Below are 16,378 nucleotides of genomic sequence, written 5' to 3'. Positions count from 1 at the left end.
TTCTGCGGAGATGTCGGCGATGAAAACGCCGACGGCGCTGCGGTCTCCGATCGCAATGGCGCACCTCGATGCAGCGATACCATTTCAAGCGAAAACTGATCGCGCGGAAGACTCCTGGCAAAGGAGGTAGAGTATCCCCCGAGATTCGATCGACCGCCGACCGTTGCCCGCGAAAGCCGATCCTCGCAACGCGGTTCCTGTGTCATATACCGGACATTTGCGCTATAAAGCTGGCATCACCGTCCTTCATCAGGCCCTAACGGTGACAGAGAGTGTCGTGCTCCCGCCTGACCGCAGGACTTAGCACATGCCCGAAAACTCCGGTCTGCATCACTCCCGTATCGATGCTCCGCGCTGCCCGAAGTGCCGAGATCTGGCCAGCCTTGTTGGAATTACGACCGGTCCGAAAGGACTCAACGTTCGCTCGTTCGAATGCAACAAATGCGATCAAGTGATCACGGTATCGTCGGAGATTTCGCGATGAAACGGCCCGCGCGCCCCCAGGGCGAACCGGCCTCTGAACGTAGCCTGAGTTGAGCCGCTGACTTAACAAAGGCTGACAAGGCCTCAAGTGGATCATAACATCCAATGCCTGTCAGCGAAATCGGAGAACGCCCTTTCTAAAGATCGAACGACATTTGCGAGTACCAACGTCAAGGACCAATTCGTTTCCAGTCAAACGACCATATTGTTCAATGTTTTTCAAAGCTCACGGAAAGGCAGCAATGCCATGAGCGATAGCATTACCGCGCTTGCAGCGATTCAGGGCAAGATTCTCCGCACTCGCCAATTGGCTGCCGAGACCGCCAATTCTCGCAAGAAGAAGGCTCTTCTCGCAATCGCCGATGCCATAGAGCAGCGAGCTCGCCAACTCGACGAGGAGCTGGAAGACCGAAGACCAATTGTCTCAGATGCCGACGAGGCAAGAGGTTGAACCGGGTGCGTTGCCGTGAAACTGCAAAGTAACTAGAGTCGTGCACTGGCCAGCCCGCGCGCCTTTTGCCGCGCGATGTAGGACCGGGCCAGTATCAAGCCGTGCTCCTTCTGCCGCGTATAACAATCGCAGGACATCGCCTCCAGTTTCGGTCGGTCCTTTATCCTTATTGTTCCTCGGGAATAGACGATTGCTCCCGCTCGCTGTACTTTTCCGGCAACTTCAGTGACCGATGATCGACGCACACCGAGCATCTCGGCGAGAAACTCTTGCGTCAGTTCCGCAACATCGCCGCCGTCGTGATCGACCGTTTGCAGGATCCAGCGGCAAAAGCGCGCTTCGATTTCGTGCACTGCATTGCAGGCAGCAGTAATCCTGGCCTTGGACAGAAGCACATCGTTGTGATGAATACAGAGCGCCCGAATAGCTTCGCTGTCACCTGCGATTTGTTGAAAGCGCTTGACGGGTATCTTGCTGGTCTCAATGCGCATCTGCACGATGACTCGCGCCAGCGAAATGGGCGACCCCAGCCCCGCCATGGCGCCTAAGGCCCCCTCCCGTCCCACTGTTTCGGTTTCAATGGCTCGGCCGTCGGCCAGAACGTCGAGTAAGGAGACCATGCCACTGTGGGGGAAGTAGACGAAGTCGACTTCGCCGCCCGCCTCCATCAGCACCGTACCCGAGGGCATGAATTCCGGCATCAGATAGGGCAGGAGCCGGTCGAGCTGGTCGACTGGCAAGGAGGACAAAAGCTCGTTGGCGTGGGCGAACCCAGGTTGAAACATCGCAGCATTCCGCCCGATCGGTCGGGTCGACTTCCGCGAGGGGGTTACATCTACGTTCCGAGAGCACGCTCCTCGCGATAAGAGACTTAATATAGTGCGCAAAGTACCGAACTATCAGGTGAACGTCCGATCGCTTCCACGCAATCACGGCGCCGGCGTTACACGCGCTTCTTGATTGTGGGGACTTTACTCTGCTTCTTTAACGTGGTCGCGTCCGGGTTGAGCCTGCTCCAGAAATGGCTCAGGACGGCGTTGATGGCCCTATCGCTCTTGTTTGCCCATCTGGTCCGGAAGTCGACCAGTCTCGTCACGCCAATTCGCGCACGCCCCGTCATGTCGGAGCTCGCAGGCCTGGTGACCGCAGCCACCGGTCAACATGAATGGCGATTTCGGCCTGTCGGACTTGGCTTGCTGCCCGTCCGGGCCGAATGCAGGCTGTAAGCGATTCAGCTCTTGCGCGAAGACGTTTCACTTCTTCGACGAATCGTTCTTCGAGAGAAGTAGTTTGCTTGCGGCGGCCCGGCTGCTGCATTGCGCTGGCTCCTGTCCGGAGGAAGGAGGGCGGGAGCGCATGTGGCGTTCTCATCACCGATAAATGCCTAGGACTGCGCGGTGATGTCGTGAGTGTGCGCCTCCTGACAAAGGAAAGCCAGTGCCAATCCTGACTGAACATACTGATGCGGCTTCAGATCCCCACAGACCGCGGCGCACCTTTCGAGATCATGCTTCAGCAGTCATCGGACATGCCGGAGTGCAGTCCGAGATGCGGCCGCTTTTGCAGTATGACTGATACAGGGCATAAGGATTCGTGGTGACACCAATCGTGTTGGTTTCACAAACCAAGGCCACCGCAATTTTCGAAACCGATCGCCGCGCGGAAACAGGCCGCATGCCGAAAGGCAGGCGTCCGAAATCGGATGACACCAGAGATGCGATCAGCATGTTCGGGACCGAACAGACAAAACCTCAAACTGGGGTTTGACTGATGCGCGGCTGGTCGCCGCTCAGCCGCGCGACGGCCCCAACGCTTGTCTCCAGCCCCTGAGCGTTGGGGTCGATCGCGGCTTTAGTGATGAAGAACGCGCCCGCTTGAATGAAACGCAGGCAGCGGCTTTCCAGCCCCGGCAATGGACTTGTCGAATCCCGATACCGATATGTCCGCACTTGCGATGCCGGACACCGACAGAGACGGAATACGGCACCATTACATAAAGCCTCGGGACCTGAAGAGGTCACCAACCGAGGGGCCTTATTCGACTGTCGGCTTCTTCGTCGTTCCAAGGGTCAAAAGAACTGGCCTTTGACTTGTGTCTCGCAACAATACCTTCCTGGATGTCATCAGGCCAATCCAGCCTGACCGTTTTCACACTTTGCGACGCCGCCAACGATCTGAAGCTCGTCGATCGCGGGGCAGGCAAAGTCGGGCAGTGACTCGACCGTGCGGCGGGCTCACTTCAATTCGCCACTCCGTTGCGGCCATCTTCACCTGCAGCAACGCCTCAAGGACTTTGTCTATGGCTACGAGTCGGGCCTCGATCGCAGCTCGTTCACCAGCAGCTTCACGTCCTGTCATCAGACAATGTCGCATTCACAAATTCCCCATAAAACGGCACTGCCGACTGGCGCGTCTGCAATACGAACTCGAGCAATCTCAAGCCGCCTCGTCGTCCCAAACGTGCTTGCGACAATTCTTGCATTGGAATAGGCGAACGTTTCGGTCTGTATTCGCATCGAACAGCACATAGACTGCCCGCTCCCCGAGTGGCAGGTAGCAAGAGGGACACTGCGGGCCATTTGCCGGAGGCGCATGCGACCTGTCTGCTTCGGTCATCTGCCATTACCTCACCTTGTGACCAGGCGGGAGCCAACGTGCTCTTAGTCATCGACAGTTGCCATGCGCCGGGCGATGATCGACGCATGATAGCAGCCATGTCCGCTACCGGACAGACCTACGAGATCGAAACCTGACGCAAATGACAGAAAAACGCCGGCTTGACCCGTTGTCGCGCATATCCGGTCGCGCTTTGGACGTTTTCGATTTCGTCGGACATTTCGCAAAGGATCAAGGCTGCTCGGCTGCTCGCCTGCCACGCGCAAAAACGCCGCCCGCTTCAAATAAAGCGCAGGCGGCGGGTTACCAGCCCCGGGAGGGTGAGAGTAAAATCCCGATAAGGATTAGTCGCCGCGTGGCATGAGGAAGTTCATTACATCGGCTCAGACGAGACAAGATTTGCCGCTCGCTGGATCAATCCTCGTCGCTTGAAGTCTCGTTCGAGCGATCGACGCGGACCGTCCTGAATTCCTTCGGCCCATCAAGCAGGCGCCGTTTTCTCGTCGATTGGTCCCTGGAACTCGCGGAACTGTCGGCCCTGTCGTCCAATACCGCACCGGCCAGGTGAATGGCACGCTTTCGCTGTCGGACCACTCGGCCACCTCTGGCATTTTCTTTCGTCATCGGATGGCCCTCTGAACTGGAGCACGACGTTCAGGAGCACGCCGCGGTCGGTGTCACTCAGCAACCGCGGCAAATATTCTTCAGCTTCGCGGCGGTTCTGGTTTCTTCCGCGAGAAATGGATCCTTGTCGCGTGACGACAGGTCCATGCCGGCTTCGGCAGGCTTCCCTGTTCTTGGAGGGAATGCCGCATCGTAGCAGGAGAGGCGCGCGTTGGCGCTTTCGATCGAACGGCAGTTCGGCTCCGCGGCAAAAGCTTCTGGCGTGGATGTGCCCAGTGCCAATGCCAGCAAAAGCACCGCACTCCATGTGCCGGTTCGAACCATCATGCTGGAACACTCCATCGCTACTTGGTCCTGTTCGCCCAAGCGGGACGCGCGCCGGTCCAGGCCGGAAGGGCATCCCATTCGGCCCAACGCATCCGGCGTTCCTCGTCTCCGACCCTCACGAAGACAAAGGGAGCGTCGTCCCGCCCCGTTTTCGAACCAACGAAAACTGCAGGAACCCCGTAGGCATCCCTGATGATTGCCGTATTTGCCAATGTCGGCTCCTGTCCCGGCTCGAATTGGCTGCAACACCGCCACCCGAGCCTCCTTGGCGTATGGCGATGAACGGGCCTACTTCACAGAACAGCGACGACCGCGATCAGCACTGCGAGGAAGATCGGTACCAACAAGGGTGGTACGAGCCACTCACGAATGTCGAATTGGTTGGGACCTGACATCTGACCGCCTTCGCTAGATTTGAGGCGGGAGCACGCAAAGCTCTCAGTCACCGATAACAGCCACGTAGCGTGCGGTGATGTCGGCTGTGTACCACTCCTCTCCCGAACTAGCGAGGCCAATCTTGGCCGATCGCCGATTGCGACGCCTCCTCGCTTCCGGTGAACGAGCGAACCAGTTGCGCAGCGTGATGGCGTGTCGTTGATCGAGATCACATGCCAGTTTTCAGGTGACCAAACGCTGCCGTGACGCAAGGCAGACGCTATCTGCGAGACGACGTCATTCCAGCGCGCAAGCGGTGGCAGATATCTTCAAGTTGAGTTTGCACATTCTCGACGTTGATGAGCGCGCCGTCCGCGTGTCCCCGTTCCGAGGTTCCGAAAACGCAGGCATCGCGGAGCGCTTTGGAGCGCGTCAGCCTGTCGTGGCAACTCGCAGCCCTGAGCTCGGCAAATTCCAGATCCGCAACGTCGAAACCAAGCTTTTCGCCCTCAGCCACGAGCAACATCGTGACAACGCTCCGATTGTGAGGACTGAGATCATGGCGGTACAGAAGACCGAGGTAATGATCTATGTTTGCCCGCGCGACATATCTTTGCATGGCGCTAGCTCCCTTGAGGCAACAAGATACCACCTATGAAGCCGGGCCGCGAGAACAATCGCGGCAAGAGCCAACCCGGTGAGATCCGCTCGATTGCAGACCTGGAACCGGCTGCCCCGTCCGCCGCCCGAACTCATCACCGCGGAAAAGTGCTCCGCGCAGGTGTGCTTGCCCGGGGGAAAGGGCTTACGCGTACAGCCCCTGGCATCCGGCTGTATGAGGGAGACTGATCCGATCCTCGCGCGACCGTACCGAACCGGCGCCCTCTAGGCGATGAGCTGCCGCGCGGCAGCCGAGATCATCACAACTCCGCCGGCGACGACGGCAGCGTCGAGGATCGCGGTGTGGATGTGCACCGGCATCCGCTCGACGAAGGCTTTTGCGACAAATGCTCCGGGGATCGCAATTGCTCCGATCAGCAGCGCGAAGGCGAGCACCTGCGCCGTCACCGCGCCGGCGAGGCCGAACACTAAGATCTTAATGAGGCCGGTGCCGAGCGAGATCATCGCGTCGGTGGCGATCACGGCGGCGCCTTCGAGCCCCGCGGCCATCAGCAGCGACAGCAGGATCACGCCGGAGCCGGAGGTGCCGCCGACCAGAACGCCGTAGCCGACGGAGCCGGCCGCAAGGCCGGTGTCGCCGATCCGCACCCTTCGGCGGCGGAGCACGCGGCGCAGCGGCACGCTCAGGATCAGCATGGTGCCGATCACCAGCGCGGCGCCCGCATTGGTCAGCCGCGTGTAGCCGTAGGCGCCGAGCGCCGTGGTGAGCGCCGCACAGGCGAGCACGATCAGTGCGCGGCGACGGTCGGCGTAGCGCAAGTAAGCGATCGCGCGGCTGAGATTGGTGAAGATCGCGGAGATCGCGATGATCGGCACCACCGGCTCGGCACCGACCAGCGGCACCAGCACCAAGGGCATCAGGGCGCCGGTGCCGTAACCGGCGAGACCGCCGATGACCGAAGCAAACAACGCCATCATCGCGACCAGCAGGAGCTGCAGAAGCGAGATGTCGGCGAAGCCTGAGACGATGGTCAATTGTTCTGATCGCGGCTGATTTGCGGCCTCGTCTAGTTGAGAATCCGCGGCAAGGCAACGCCAGCGAGGCACGCGGCAGGCGAACTGGCTGCCGCGTCCGGCGTCATGCGGCGAACCGGCCCGCCCTGATGACCGGGGTGAACCGCGGGCGCCCCTTGGCGCCGCCTTTGGTCATCGTCGGGGGCACCGAGGCGTCGGATCGAAAGGCGTCGCAGGCCGCTTCGTCCCGCCAGTCGATCAGGACAATGACCCTGTCCGAGCCATCCGATGCGAACAGCACTTCGGCCCCGAGGCTCCCATGCGCCTCCCGCTTGCTCCTGCCGTCCGTTGCGAAAATGGAAAGAAAGCGCGCGAGATCCTCGATCTCGACTTCGGCAATGGTCGTGTACATCGCTTGCCCTCTCAGAGCGGCGCGCGCGTCGTGCGAGACAGCGGCAGGTTGAGGCTGAAGGACGAGATGGCTGGATCGGCCACGCCAAAGGCGGCGAGACGCGGCCGATGCTTGATCACATAGGCAGCGGCGGCTTCCGGCGTCTCGAACAAATAGACGCCCCCCGAGCGTCCCGTGCTGCGGTTCTCGCCCCAGAGCTTCCAGATGAGCCCTGGCTGGGCCGCGATGTCGTCCGCAAGATCGCGGCAGGCGATTTCAAGATCTTCGCCCCACGGCCCATCAAACGCGAAGTCGAATTGCAGCAATGTCGTCATGTGGTACCTCTTGTTCGCAACGGCCCGATCGGGCGCGCGCAGCGGTCTATGTCGACGACACGCTTGCGAGAATTCACCGTTTGGTAGGTTCGATGCTGACTGGGAGTGTGGGATAGGCCATGGATACGCTGAGCAGCATGCGTGTTTTCGTGCGGGTGGTTGAGCTCGGCGGCTTCAACGCGGCGGCCCGTGCCTGCGCGATGTCGGCCGCGATGGTGGCCAAGCACGTCGGTCACCTCGAGGAGCGCACCGGAGCCCGGCTTCTGGACAGAACCACCCGGTCGGTCCGGCCGACGGCGGAGGGGCAACTCTATCTCGAGAAGGTGCTCGCGATCCTCGAAGCCGTCGACGAGGCGGAAGGCACCGTGGGGGCGGAGAACCGGGAGTCGCGTGGGACGCTCCGCGTGACGGCGCCGGTCGAACTCGGCCAGGACCACCTGGCGCCGCTGCTCGTCGATTTCATGTCGCGGCATCCCGGCATTGCCGTCGTCGCCGACCTGACGAACCGCCCGGTGGATCTCGTGCAAGAAGGCTTTGACATGGCGATCCGGGTCGCCCCGTCGCTCGACACCGCGCTGATAGGACGCAAGCTCGCGACGACCCACTTTCGCGTCGTGGCAAGCGCGGACTTCCTGGCCCGACACGGCGTTCCCGCCACGCCCGAGATGCTCTCGGCCTTGCCCGCGCTGACCTTCTCGCAGCCCGCGCCTCGTCTCGATTGGACCTGGCGGCGGCGTGAGATGCACGGCAAGGTCAGAATGACCGCCCGGCTCGCCTCGACCAGCGCCGATACGTTGCGCAAGGCGGCGGTGGCGGGGCTTGGCGTCTCGTGGCTTCCGTCATTCGTCTGCGGCAAGGACATCGAGGCGGGACTGCTGGTCCCGATCCTGGAGGATTGCGACTGGGGCAGCCTCGGCGTGCACGTCCTGTATCCGCATCGGCGTTTCGTCCCGAGCCGGCTCCGCCTCTTCATCGACTTTCTTGCAGAGAGCCTCGGTGATGATCCCTCGGGGGACCCGTGGGCGCCCCGGGCGGAAGACCGAAGCATCATGCGTGCGGGAAGACGATCGGCCTAGCTGGACCAGCCGCCCATCCGGCTGGCGTCGGCGAAGATCCTGGAGACCGCGATCATCAGTACTGCGAGGCTCGGCACCAAAGGTTACGTCTTCTGATCGCGGCTGATGCGTGCGACGGCTTGATCGGCGATGGAATCGAGCGCGGCCTGCTCCAGCGGAAGATCCGCCGCAAGCCAGGCATCCTCGGCGAGCGTCAACACATGTCCGAGCGCGGGTCCTTCCGCGAGACCACGTGCGATGAAATCGGCGGCCTTCAGCGGGAATTTCGGCGCGGTCCAGCGCTGCGGCAGCTCGGCAAGCGCCCGCCAGCGCGATGAGGTGACGTCGCCGCCGTGCCTCGCCCAGCCCAGCAACACGCGATCGAGATAGCGCTCGGCACCGAGCCGGTAGAGCAATCGCCGTGCATTGGCTTCGTCCTTGCTGGCAAAGCGCCACCAGCGATGGCCCATCGAATCCAGCGCCTTGGTTTCGGCATTGGAGAGCCGCAAGCGCGCGGCAACGCGCTTGGCGTCTTCGGGTACTGCAACCGACAGCGCGGCCAGGCGTCGCGTGCTGCTTGGCGCGAGGCCGAGTTCGCGCTCGATCGCGATCATCGTCGCAAGGGGGCCGGTGTAGGCGACGCCGCCGATCAGCGCCTGCAGCAATCCGCCCTCGGCCATGGCCAGCACGGCCGCGGCTGCACCGCCGGCCACCAGTAATTTCAGCATCTCCATGCGCACCCGTTCGGCCGAGAGGCTCGCCAGGCCCGCGCGGCCCCGGATGCAGGCGAGATAGCCATCGCGGTCGGGCTCGCCGGCACCGAAGGCGGCGTGAATCCGGAAGAAGCGCAGGATGCGCAAATAATCCTCGGCGATGCGCTGGTCGGGATCGCCGATGAAGCGCACGCGCCGCGCTCTCGCATCGGCGATGCCGCCGACATAATCGAAGACGGCACCGCTCGCATCGGCCGACAAGCCGTTCATGGTGAAGTCGCGTCGCTCGGCATCCTTCACCCAGTCGCGGCCGAACGCGACTCTGGCCTTGCGGCCGAAGGTCTCGGTGTCTTCGCGCAGCGTCGTGACCTCATAGGGATGCCCGTCGATCACCAGCGTGACGGTGCCGTGGTCGATGCCGGTCGGCACGCTCTTGATGCCGGCCGCCCTGGCGCGCCTCATCACCTCGTCCGGCAGCGCCGTGGTCGCGATGTCGATGTCGCCGGGCAACAGACCGAGCAGCGCATTGCGGACGGCGCCGCCAACCACACGCGCCTCCTCGCCGTCAGTGCCGAGCAGTTCCAGGACACGCGCGGTCCCGCCTGCGGTCAGCCAGGGCGCATGGGCAAGCAACGGCTCCGCGCTCATCGGTCGGCCCCTATTTTTCCGTGCCCGGCACGAGCTTGCCGTTCTCGACATGGGCGGGAACGTAGGTCGAATCCGGCGGCGCGCCGGAGAAATGCGCAAGGCCGATCAAGCCCGCGATGACAAGCACGATCGCCACCAGCGCAAGGCGCGCGACGATCGCGACCGGCCAGGAGGATCGCGCGAACAGGCCGGACCGCGTTGCGGCCAGAAACAGCGCATAGACGGCGAAGGGGATGAGGAAGATTCCGATCTCGGTCAGAATCGTCCGGATCATGATGAATAGATCCGTTCATAAAGCACACGCAGCATTCCGGCGGTCGCGCCCCAGATGTAGCGCTCCGCGAACGGCATCGCGTAATAGGACCGCTCCATGCCGCGGAATTCCTTGCTGTGCACCTGGTGGTTCACCGGGTTCATCAGGAAGGATAGCGGCACCTCGAACGCATCATCAACCTCGGAACGGTTGATGGTGAGCTGAAAGCCCGGCCTGACCCTGGCGACCGTCGGCAGGATGCGGAAGCCGAAGCCGGTGCCGTAGAGATCGAGATAGCCCAGCGGCTCGACGAAGTCCCTGGACAACCCGACCTCCTCCTCGGCCTCGCGCAGCGCCGCATCCAGCGGCGAGGAATCGGTCGCGTCGATCTTGCCGCCGGGAAACGCGATCTGGCCGGCATGGTCGTTGAGATGGGCCGAGCGCTGCGTCAGCAGGATGGTGGGCTCGGGATGGTCCACCACCGCGATCAGGACCGCCGCCGGCCGCACCGGCTGCTCGCGAGCGATGATCTCGAGCATCTTGTCGGTGCCGGGATCGCCCGAGGCGGGGATGATGTTCGGATCGTAGAGGCCCGGCGGCACGTCAAAGCCGAGCTTCGTCCTGGAGCGGGCGAAGAACTCCTCGGCTCCCATCGCGACGGGCTCGTTCGTCAGGATAGGCTTGTTCAAATTCAAAGCGCGGCCCTCACCTGCTCCGCATCCGCCATGGCGAAGAATTCGCCGGCCGACTCGACACCGAACATCGACTGGCCATCGATCATCCGCTCCTCACCCATGTCAACCAGATCGTAATAGAGCGCCCTCGTGACCTTGGCCCAGAGATCGGCGCGGACGTGCAAGTACGGCGTCAGCCCGCCATCCTGCGCCTGCTCGAAACGCAGCCGGTGCGCGGCATCGCAGGTGACCCAGTCATCGACATTGGTGCGGAAGCGCAGCACGCGATGATGGCCCTCGCTGTCCTTCTGCATCTCGACCGCCATGAACGGCGCATCATCGACGCGGATGCCGACCTTCTCCACCGGCGTGACCAGGAAATGCTTGTCACCCTCGCGCTTGAGGATGGTCGAGAACAGGCGGACCAAGGCAGGACGCCCGATTGGCGTCCCCAGATAGAACCACGTACCATCGGACGCGATTCTGAGGTCGAGATCGCCGCAAAACGGCGGATTCCACAGATGCACCGGAGGCAGACCCTTTTTGACGCCTTCGGCATCGGCAGCGCTTTTGGCGGCCGCAGTCAGCCCCTCGAGACCGCGATCGGCGCTCTGCCCTTGGTTCGCCATGGTTTGCCCTGACTTTGTGATTGGCACGATTGGTGCAGGTCTACGTTGTACTCGGGTGCGCGGTTCCATCCGGAATAGTCCGGTGTGGAGGTCGCCACTTCGTGATGCCGTACATACCCCGAAGCCGATAAGGTGGGGATAGGTTAATTCAACGAATACATGGCCTTCCTGCAAGTCTAGCATAGGGCCCATGACATGATGTGATGACCTGACGTGATGACCCGACGTGACGATGCAAGCAAGCCGCGTGGCAGGCTGAAGGAGCGAGCGAATGGCGGAGAGTGTCGAGAAACTCGAGGACGGGATCGTCCGTTCGGCCGAACAGGTGTCGAGCCAGATTCGCGCGGCCAAGGACGCGATCGCCTCCGTCATCTTCGGCCAGGATCGCGTGATCGAGAACACGCTGGTCACCATCCTCTCCGGCGGCCATGCGCTCCTGATCGGCGTGCCCGGCCTTGCCAAGACCAAGCTGGTCGAGACGCTCGGCGTCACCCTCGGTCTCGATGCCAAGCGCATCCAGTTCACCCCCGATTTGATGCCGTCGGACATTCTCGGCGCCGAGGTGCTGGATGAGAGCACCGCGGGCAAGCGCGCCTTCCGTTTCATTGCCGGTCCCGTGTTCGCGCAGCTGCTGATGGCCGACGAGATCAACCGCGCCAGCCCGCGCACCCAGTCGGCGCTCTTGCAGGCGATGCAGGAGCAGCACATCACCGTCGCCGGCGCGCGGCACGATCTTCCCAAGCCGTTCCACGTGCTCGCGACGCAGAACCCGCTGGAGCAGGAAGGCACCTACCCGCTGCCCGAAGCCCAGCTCGACCGCTTCCTGATGGAGATCGACGTCGACTATCCCGACCGCGATGCGGAGCGCCGCATCCTGTTCGAGACCACCGGCGCGGAGGAGACGCTGGCCAGGGGTTCGATGTCCGCGGAGGCGCTGATCACCGCGCAGCGGCTGATCCGGCGCCTGCCGGTCGGCGATTCCGTGGTGGAGGCGATTCTGTCGCTGGTGCGCTCGGCCCGGCCCGGTCCGGACGCCGGCGAAGCCGGCAAGTTCATCGCCTGGGGACCCGGCCCGCGCGCCAGCCAATCGCTGATGCTGGCGGTGCGCGCCCGTGCGCTCATCGACGGACGCCTCGCGCCCTCGGTCGACGACGTGCTCGATCTTGCCGAACCCGTGCTGAAGCACCGCATGGCGCTGACGTTCCAGGCGCGCGCCGAAGGTCGCACGATTCCGGACGTGATCCGGCAATTGAAGACACGGATCGGTTGATGGCAGCGGAGAACGGGCACGCAGCGAAGGAGACACTGGCGATCCGACGTGCCGATGGCGAAAGCCGCACGCTCGCCGCTTCGCTGCCGCGCCTGGTGCTCGAGGCCCGCCGCATCGCCGCCAACGTCATCCACGGCCTGCATGGAAGGCGCCGCGCCGGCGCCGGCGAGAACTTCTGGCAGTACCGCCGCTTCGTCTCGGGCGAGCCGTCACAGAATGTCGACTGGCGCCGCTCGGCGCGTGACGACCATCTTTATGTCCGCGAGCTCGAGTGGGAAGCCTCGCACACGGTCTGGATCTGGCCCGACCGCTCGCCCTCGATGGCGTTCGCCTCGAAGACCGCGCGCGAATCCAAGCTCGAGCGGACGCTGATCGTCGCCTTTGCGCTGGCCGAGCTGCTCGTCTCCGGCGGCGAGCGCGTCGGCATTCCCGGGCTGATGGGGCCGACCGCGAGCCGCAGCGTGATCGACAAGATGGCGCAGGCGATGCTGCATGACGATGCCGACCGCCTGAGCCTGCCGCCGTCCTTCGTGCCCTCGGCGCTCGCCGAGACGATCGTGCTGTCGGATTTTTGGTCGCCTATCTCGGAGATCAGGACGACGCTGGCGGGACTCTCCGGCTCCGGCGCACATGGCACCATGGTCCAGGTCGTCGATCCCGCCGAGGAAAGCTTCCCCTATTCCGGCCGCGTCGAGTTCGTCGAGCCCGAAGGCTTGGGCGTGATCACCGCCGGCCGCGCCGAGAGCTGGGCGCAGGACTATACCGCGCGGCTCGCGCTTCACCGCGACCAGATCCGCGCCGAGACCAACAAGCTGGACTGGCTGTTCACGACCCACGCGACCGACCGCTCCGCCGCGGAGCTGCTGTTGTTCCTGCATGCCGGCATGCAGGTGAGCAAGTCGGGTGCCCGCACCACGACGATCAAGGCGGGGCCGGCCGCATGATGGGATTGCCGCTCGCCTTCACGCAACCGCTGCTCCTGATCGGCCTCGTCAGCCTGCCCGTGCTGTGGTGGCTCTTGCGCGTGATGCCGCCGCGGCCGCGCCGCATCGAGTTTCCGCCGACACGCCTGCTGTTCGACATCGCACCCAGGGAAGAGACGCCTTCGCGGACCCCGTGGTGGCTGACGGCGTTGCGCCTGCTCGCCGCCGCGCTGGTGATCTTCGCTGCCGCGGGCCCGATCTGGAATCCGCAAACAGGCGCCGCCGGCAGCAAGGCGCCGCTGATGATCATGTTCGACGACGGCTGGAGCGCCGCGTCGCACTGGGACGTCAGGATCCGGACCGCCGACGAGCTGATCGCAAACGCCGACAACGATCGCCGTGCCGTTGCGCTGGTGCCGCTGTCCGAACCGAACCGCGACATCACCCTGATGCCGGCGGGTGCGGCGCGCGTCGCGCTGCGGCAACTTTCGCCGAAGCCCCATTCGATCGATCGCGTCGAGACGCTGGCCGCAGTCGACCGCTTCCTCAAAGTCACCGGCGACTGCGAGATCGCCTGGCTGTCCGACGGCGTCGACACCGGCCGCGGCGAGGACTTCGTGCAGGGCCTCGGCAAGACCATCGGCGATCGCAGCCTGACCATATTCCAAGGCGGCACCTCCTCGCCGCTGGCGTTGGTCGCGGCCGAGAACGCTGCGGCGAAGATGACGGTGAAGGTGCTGCGCACCGACGGCGGCATCGCGGCCGGCACCGTACGCGCGCTCGACCAGAAGGCCTCGCCGATCGGAGAAGCCCGCTATTCGTTCGGCCCGCAGGACAAGGAAACCGAAGCCGCGTTCGATCTCCCGGTCGAGCTGCGCAACGATATCAGCCGGCTCGAAATATCCGGCGAACGCTCCGCCGGCGCGGTGCAACTGCTCGACAAGCGCTGGCGCCGCCGCGCCATCGGCATCATCTCGGGCTCGACGAGCGAGACGGCGCAGCCGCTGCTGGCGCCGACCTTCTATCTCACGCGCGCGCTGGCGCCGTTCGCCGACGTACGGCTCGCCGACAAGGGCTCGCCGCAGCAGGGCATCACCCAGTTCCTCGACCAGAAGCTGCCGATGATCATCCTGGCAGATGTCGGCACCATCGCCCCCGAAGTCCGCGAGCGGCTCAATGCCTGGATCGACCAGGGTGGCGTGCTGGTGCGGTTCGCAGGGCCCAGGCTGGCGCAGGCCGAGGATGACCTCGTGCCCGTCAAGCTGCGCAAGGGCGGCCGCACGCTGGGCGGCAGCCTGACCTGGGAGAAGCCGCAGCATCTCGCCTCGTTCGCGGCCGACGGTCCGTTTGCCGGCGTCGCGGTCCCCAAGGACGTCACCGTGAGCCGCCAGGTGCTGGCAGAGCCAGACGCGGTGCTCGCCACCAAGAGCTGGGCCTCGCTGGAAGACGGCACGCCGCTGGTGACCGGCGAGCATCGCGGCAAGGGCCTCGTCAGCCTGTTCCATGTCAGCGCCGACATGCGCTGGTCGGACCTGCCGATGTCGGGCATCTTCGTCGAAATGCTGCGGCGGGTCGTCGACATGTCCGGCTACACCGCCAAGCCCGGCGCCGGCGTCGCCAGCGAAGCGACCGCCGAGACGGTGGCGCCGCTGCACATCCTCGACGGTTTCGGCGCGTTCGGCCCGCCGCCGGCGACCGCAAAGCCGCTGCCCGCGGACTATCGCGACCGCGCCACACCCGATCATCCGCCGGGCTTCTATGGTCCGGCAGAAGGACCGCTTGCCGTGAACACGCTTGCTGCCGCCGACCGCATCGCGGCCCTGAATACCGCCAGCCTGCGCGCCCGGCACGCCACTTACACCAATTCCGAGCCGCGCGACTTGCGCGGCTGGCTACTGTCGACGGCGCTCGCGCTGTTCCTGATCGACGCCATCATCGTCGCGGTGCTCGGCGGCGGGATTGCCGCGCTGCTGCGCCGCCGCGCTGCGCCGGCCATGATCGTGTTCGCCCTGGTGCTCGCAGGCCTGATGTCGTTTGCGCCGACGCCGGCGCGCGCCGACGGCGCCGCGGACGAGTTCGCGATGAAGGCGGTGTCGCAGACCCGCCTCGCCTATGTCGTGACGGGCAATGCCGACGTCGATTCCATCGTCAAAGCGGGCATGAACGGGCTGACGCTGTTCCTGGCCCAGCGCACCGCGCTCGAGGCCGGCGATCCCGTCGGCATCGATCCCGCGCGCGACGAGCTCGCCTTCTTCCCGCTGATCTACTGGCCGATCGTACCGGGCGCGCCGAAGCCGCCGCAGGACGCCATCAACAAGATCGACGCCTACATGAAGCAGGGCGGCACCGTGCTGTTCGACACCCGCGACGCGATCGAGGCACCGCCCGGCGCGAACGGGGCGTCGCAGACGCCGGGCATGCAGACGCTGCGCGAGATACTCTCCTCGCTCGACGTGCCCGAGCTCGAGCCGGTGCCGCGCGAGCACGTGCTGACCAAGACCTTCTATCTGCTGCGCGACTTCCCCGGCCGCTTCACGGCCGGCCAGACCTGGGTCGAGACCTTGCCGCGCGAAGACGACGAGGACAGTGCGCAGCGGCCGGCGCGCGGCGGCGACGGCGTCTCGCCGATCATCATCACATCGAACGATCTCGCCGGCGCCTGGGCCGTGCGGCCCGACGGACAAGCCATGCTGCCGGTGACCGGCGGCGACGCCCGCCAGCGCGAATTCGCCTACCGCGCGGGTGCCAACATCGTGATGTACACGCTGACCGGCAACTACAAGGCCGACCAGGTGCACGCTCCGGCGTTGATCGAACGGCTGGGACAATGATGCGCCTCACGAGCTTGAACCACACGCCCCGTCATTCCGGGATCGTCCGTAGGGCCAGACCGCAGGTGCGCATTGCGCACCGGGGAATCTCGAGATTCTCAGGTACGCAATTGCGCACCGGAGTTCGATGCTCCGCATCGCCCCG

16 protein-coding genes are annotated in these 16,378 nt (G+C 64.2%); 5 read left to right on the top strand and 11 right to left on the bottom strand.

Annotated elements, in window-relative coordinates; translation table 11 throughout:
• Positions 1–571: 571 nt before the first annotated feature.
• Positions 572–934 (top strand): hypothetical protein, encoded by a 363-nt coding sequence (locus ACYCVF_RS09780; protein ID WP_459602029.1) that lies wholly within the window; start codon positions 572–574, stop codon positions 932–934.
• Positions 935–966: 32 nt separating this feature from the next.
• On the opposite strand, the gene ACYCVF_RS09775 is transcribed toward ACYCVF_RS09780, so the two are convergent.
• The 7 genes from ACYCVF_RS09775 to ACYCVF_RS09745 all read right to left on the bottom strand — a co-directional run bounded on the left by ACYCVF_RS09775 (position 967) and on the right by ACYCVF_RS09745 (position 7,237).
• Positions 967–1,719 carry a Crp/Fnr family transcriptional regulator gene (locus ACYCVF_RS09775; RefSeq protein WP_459602027.1) on the bottom strand — a complete coding sequence of 251 codons (753 nt, stop codon included), beginning with the start codon at positions 1,717–1,719 and terminating at the stop codon, positions 967–969.
• 720 nt (positions 1,720–2,439) lie between these two features.
• Positions 2,440–2,661 (bottom strand): hypothetical protein, encoded by a 222-nt coding sequence (locus ACYCVF_RS09770; protein WP_459602025.1) that lies wholly within the window; start codon positions 2,659–2,661, stop codon positions 2,440–2,442.
• Positions 2,662–4,231: 1,570 nt separating this feature from the next.
• The gene (locus ACYCVF_RS09765; protein WP_459602023.1) at positions 4,232–4,501 is read right to left on the bottom strand and encodes a hypothetical protein; all 270 of its coding nucleotides are present in this window, start codon (positions 4,499–4,501) and stop codon (positions 4,232–4,234) included.
• A 655-nt stretch (positions 4,502–5,156) separates the two neighbouring features.
• Positions 5,157–5,495 (bottom strand): hypothetical protein, encoded by a 339-nt coding sequence (locus tag ACYCVF_RS09760; protein WP_459602021.1) that lies wholly within the window; start codon positions 5,493–5,495, stop codon positions 5,157–5,159.
• 266 nt (positions 5,496–5,761) lie between these two features.
• Positions 5,762–6,532 carry a TSUP family transporter gene (locus tag ACYCVF_RS09755; protein WP_459602019.1) on the bottom strand — a complete coding sequence of 257 codons (771 nt, stop codon included), beginning with the start codon at positions 6,530–6,532 and terminating at the stop codon, positions 5,762–5,764.
• 103 nt (positions 6,533–6,635) lie between these two features.
• Entirely contained in the window at positions 6,636–6,923 is a 288-nt protein-coding gene (locus ACYCVF_RS09750; protein WP_459602017.1) for an antibiotic biosynthesis monooxygenase, read from the bottom strand.
• Positions 6,924–6,934: 11 nt separating this feature from the next.
• Positions 6,935–7,237: a monooxygenase gene (locus ACYCVF_RS09745; RefSeq protein ID WP_459602015.1), complete on the bottom strand. Its 303-nt coding sequence runs from the start codon at positions 7,235–7,237 to the stop codon at positions 6,935–6,937.
• A 119-nt stretch (positions 7,238–7,356) separates the two neighbouring features.
• Here ACYCVF_RS09745 and ACYCVF_RS09740 point away from each other — a divergent pair, with 119 nt between their 5' ends.
• A complete protein-coding gene (locus ACYCVF_RS09740; protein ID WP_459602013.1) occupies positions 7,357–8,313 on the top strand; it encodes a LysR family transcriptional regulator in 957 nt (318 codons plus the stop codon).
• 83 nt (positions 8,314–8,396) lie between these two features.
• Here ACYCVF_RS09740 and ACYCVF_RS09735 read toward each other — a convergent pair whose 3' ends face one another.
• From ACYCVF_RS09735 to ACYCVF_RS09720, 4 genes are read right to left on the bottom strand one after another with little or no spacing between them, the layout of a single operon-like run.
• Positions 8,397–9,653, bottom strand: coding sequence for a CCA tRNA nucleotidyltransferase (locus ACYCVF_RS09735; RefSeq protein WP_459602011.1), 1,257 nt, complete (start codon positions 9,651–9,653; stop codon positions 8,397–8,399).
• A gap of 10 nt (positions 9,654–9,663) precedes the next feature.
• Entirely contained in the window at positions 9,664–9,927 is a 264-nt protein-coding gene (locus tag ACYCVF_RS09730; protein WP_239621837.1) for a DUF6111 family protein, read from the bottom strand.
• On the bottom strand, positions 9,924–10,595 hold the full coding sequence (locus tag ACYCVF_RS09725) for a CoA pyrophosphatase (protein WP_459602009.1): 672 nt from the start codon (positions 10,593–10,595) through the stop codon (positions 9,924–9,926). Before ACYCVF_RS09725 ends, ACYCVF_RS09730 begins: the two co-directional genes overlap by 4 nt.
• A gap of 2 nt (positions 10,596–10,597) precedes the next feature.
• On the bottom strand, positions 10,598–11,209 hold the full coding sequence (locus ACYCVF_RS09720) for a DUF1285 domain-containing protein (RefSeq protein WP_459602007.1): 612 nt from the start codon (positions 11,207–11,209) through the stop codon (positions 10,598–10,600).
• A gap of 271 nt (positions 11,210–11,480) precedes the next feature.
• On the opposite strand from ACYCVF_RS09720, the gene ACYCVF_RS09715 reads away from it, so the two are divergent.
• Genes ACYCVF_RS09715 through ACYCVF_RS09705 form a run of 3 tightly spaced genes read left to right on the top strand, consistent with a single transcriptional unit; the run spans position 11,481 to position 16,233 of the window.
• The gene (locus tag ACYCVF_RS09715; RefSeq protein WP_459602005.1) at positions 11,481–12,479 is read left to right on the top strand and encodes an AAA family ATPase; all 999 of its coding nucleotides are present in this window, start codon (positions 11,481–11,483) and stop codon (positions 12,477–12,479) included.
• Positions 12,479–13,423, top strand: a complete 945-nt coding sequence (locus ACYCVF_RS09710; protein ID WP_459602003.1) for a DUF58 domain-containing protein — start codon at positions 12,479–12,481, stop codon at positions 13,421–13,423. Before ACYCVF_RS09715 ends, ACYCVF_RS09710 begins: the two co-directional genes overlap by 1 nt.
• Positions 13,420–16,233: a DUF4159 domain-containing protein gene (locus ACYCVF_RS09705; RefSeq protein WP_459602001.1), complete on the top strand. Its 2,814-nt coding sequence runs from the start codon at positions 13,420–13,422 to the stop codon at positions 16,231–16,233. The genes ACYCVF_RS09710 and ACYCVF_RS09705 overlap by 4 nt, the downstream gene beginning before the upstream one ends.
• Positions 16,234–16,378 lie beyond the last annotated feature (145 nt).

The organism is Bradyrhizobium cedriense (assembly GCF_054602315.1).
Note: the sequence above shows the minus strand (reverse complement) of the source record. Positions and strands in the feature narration are given on the sequence as shown.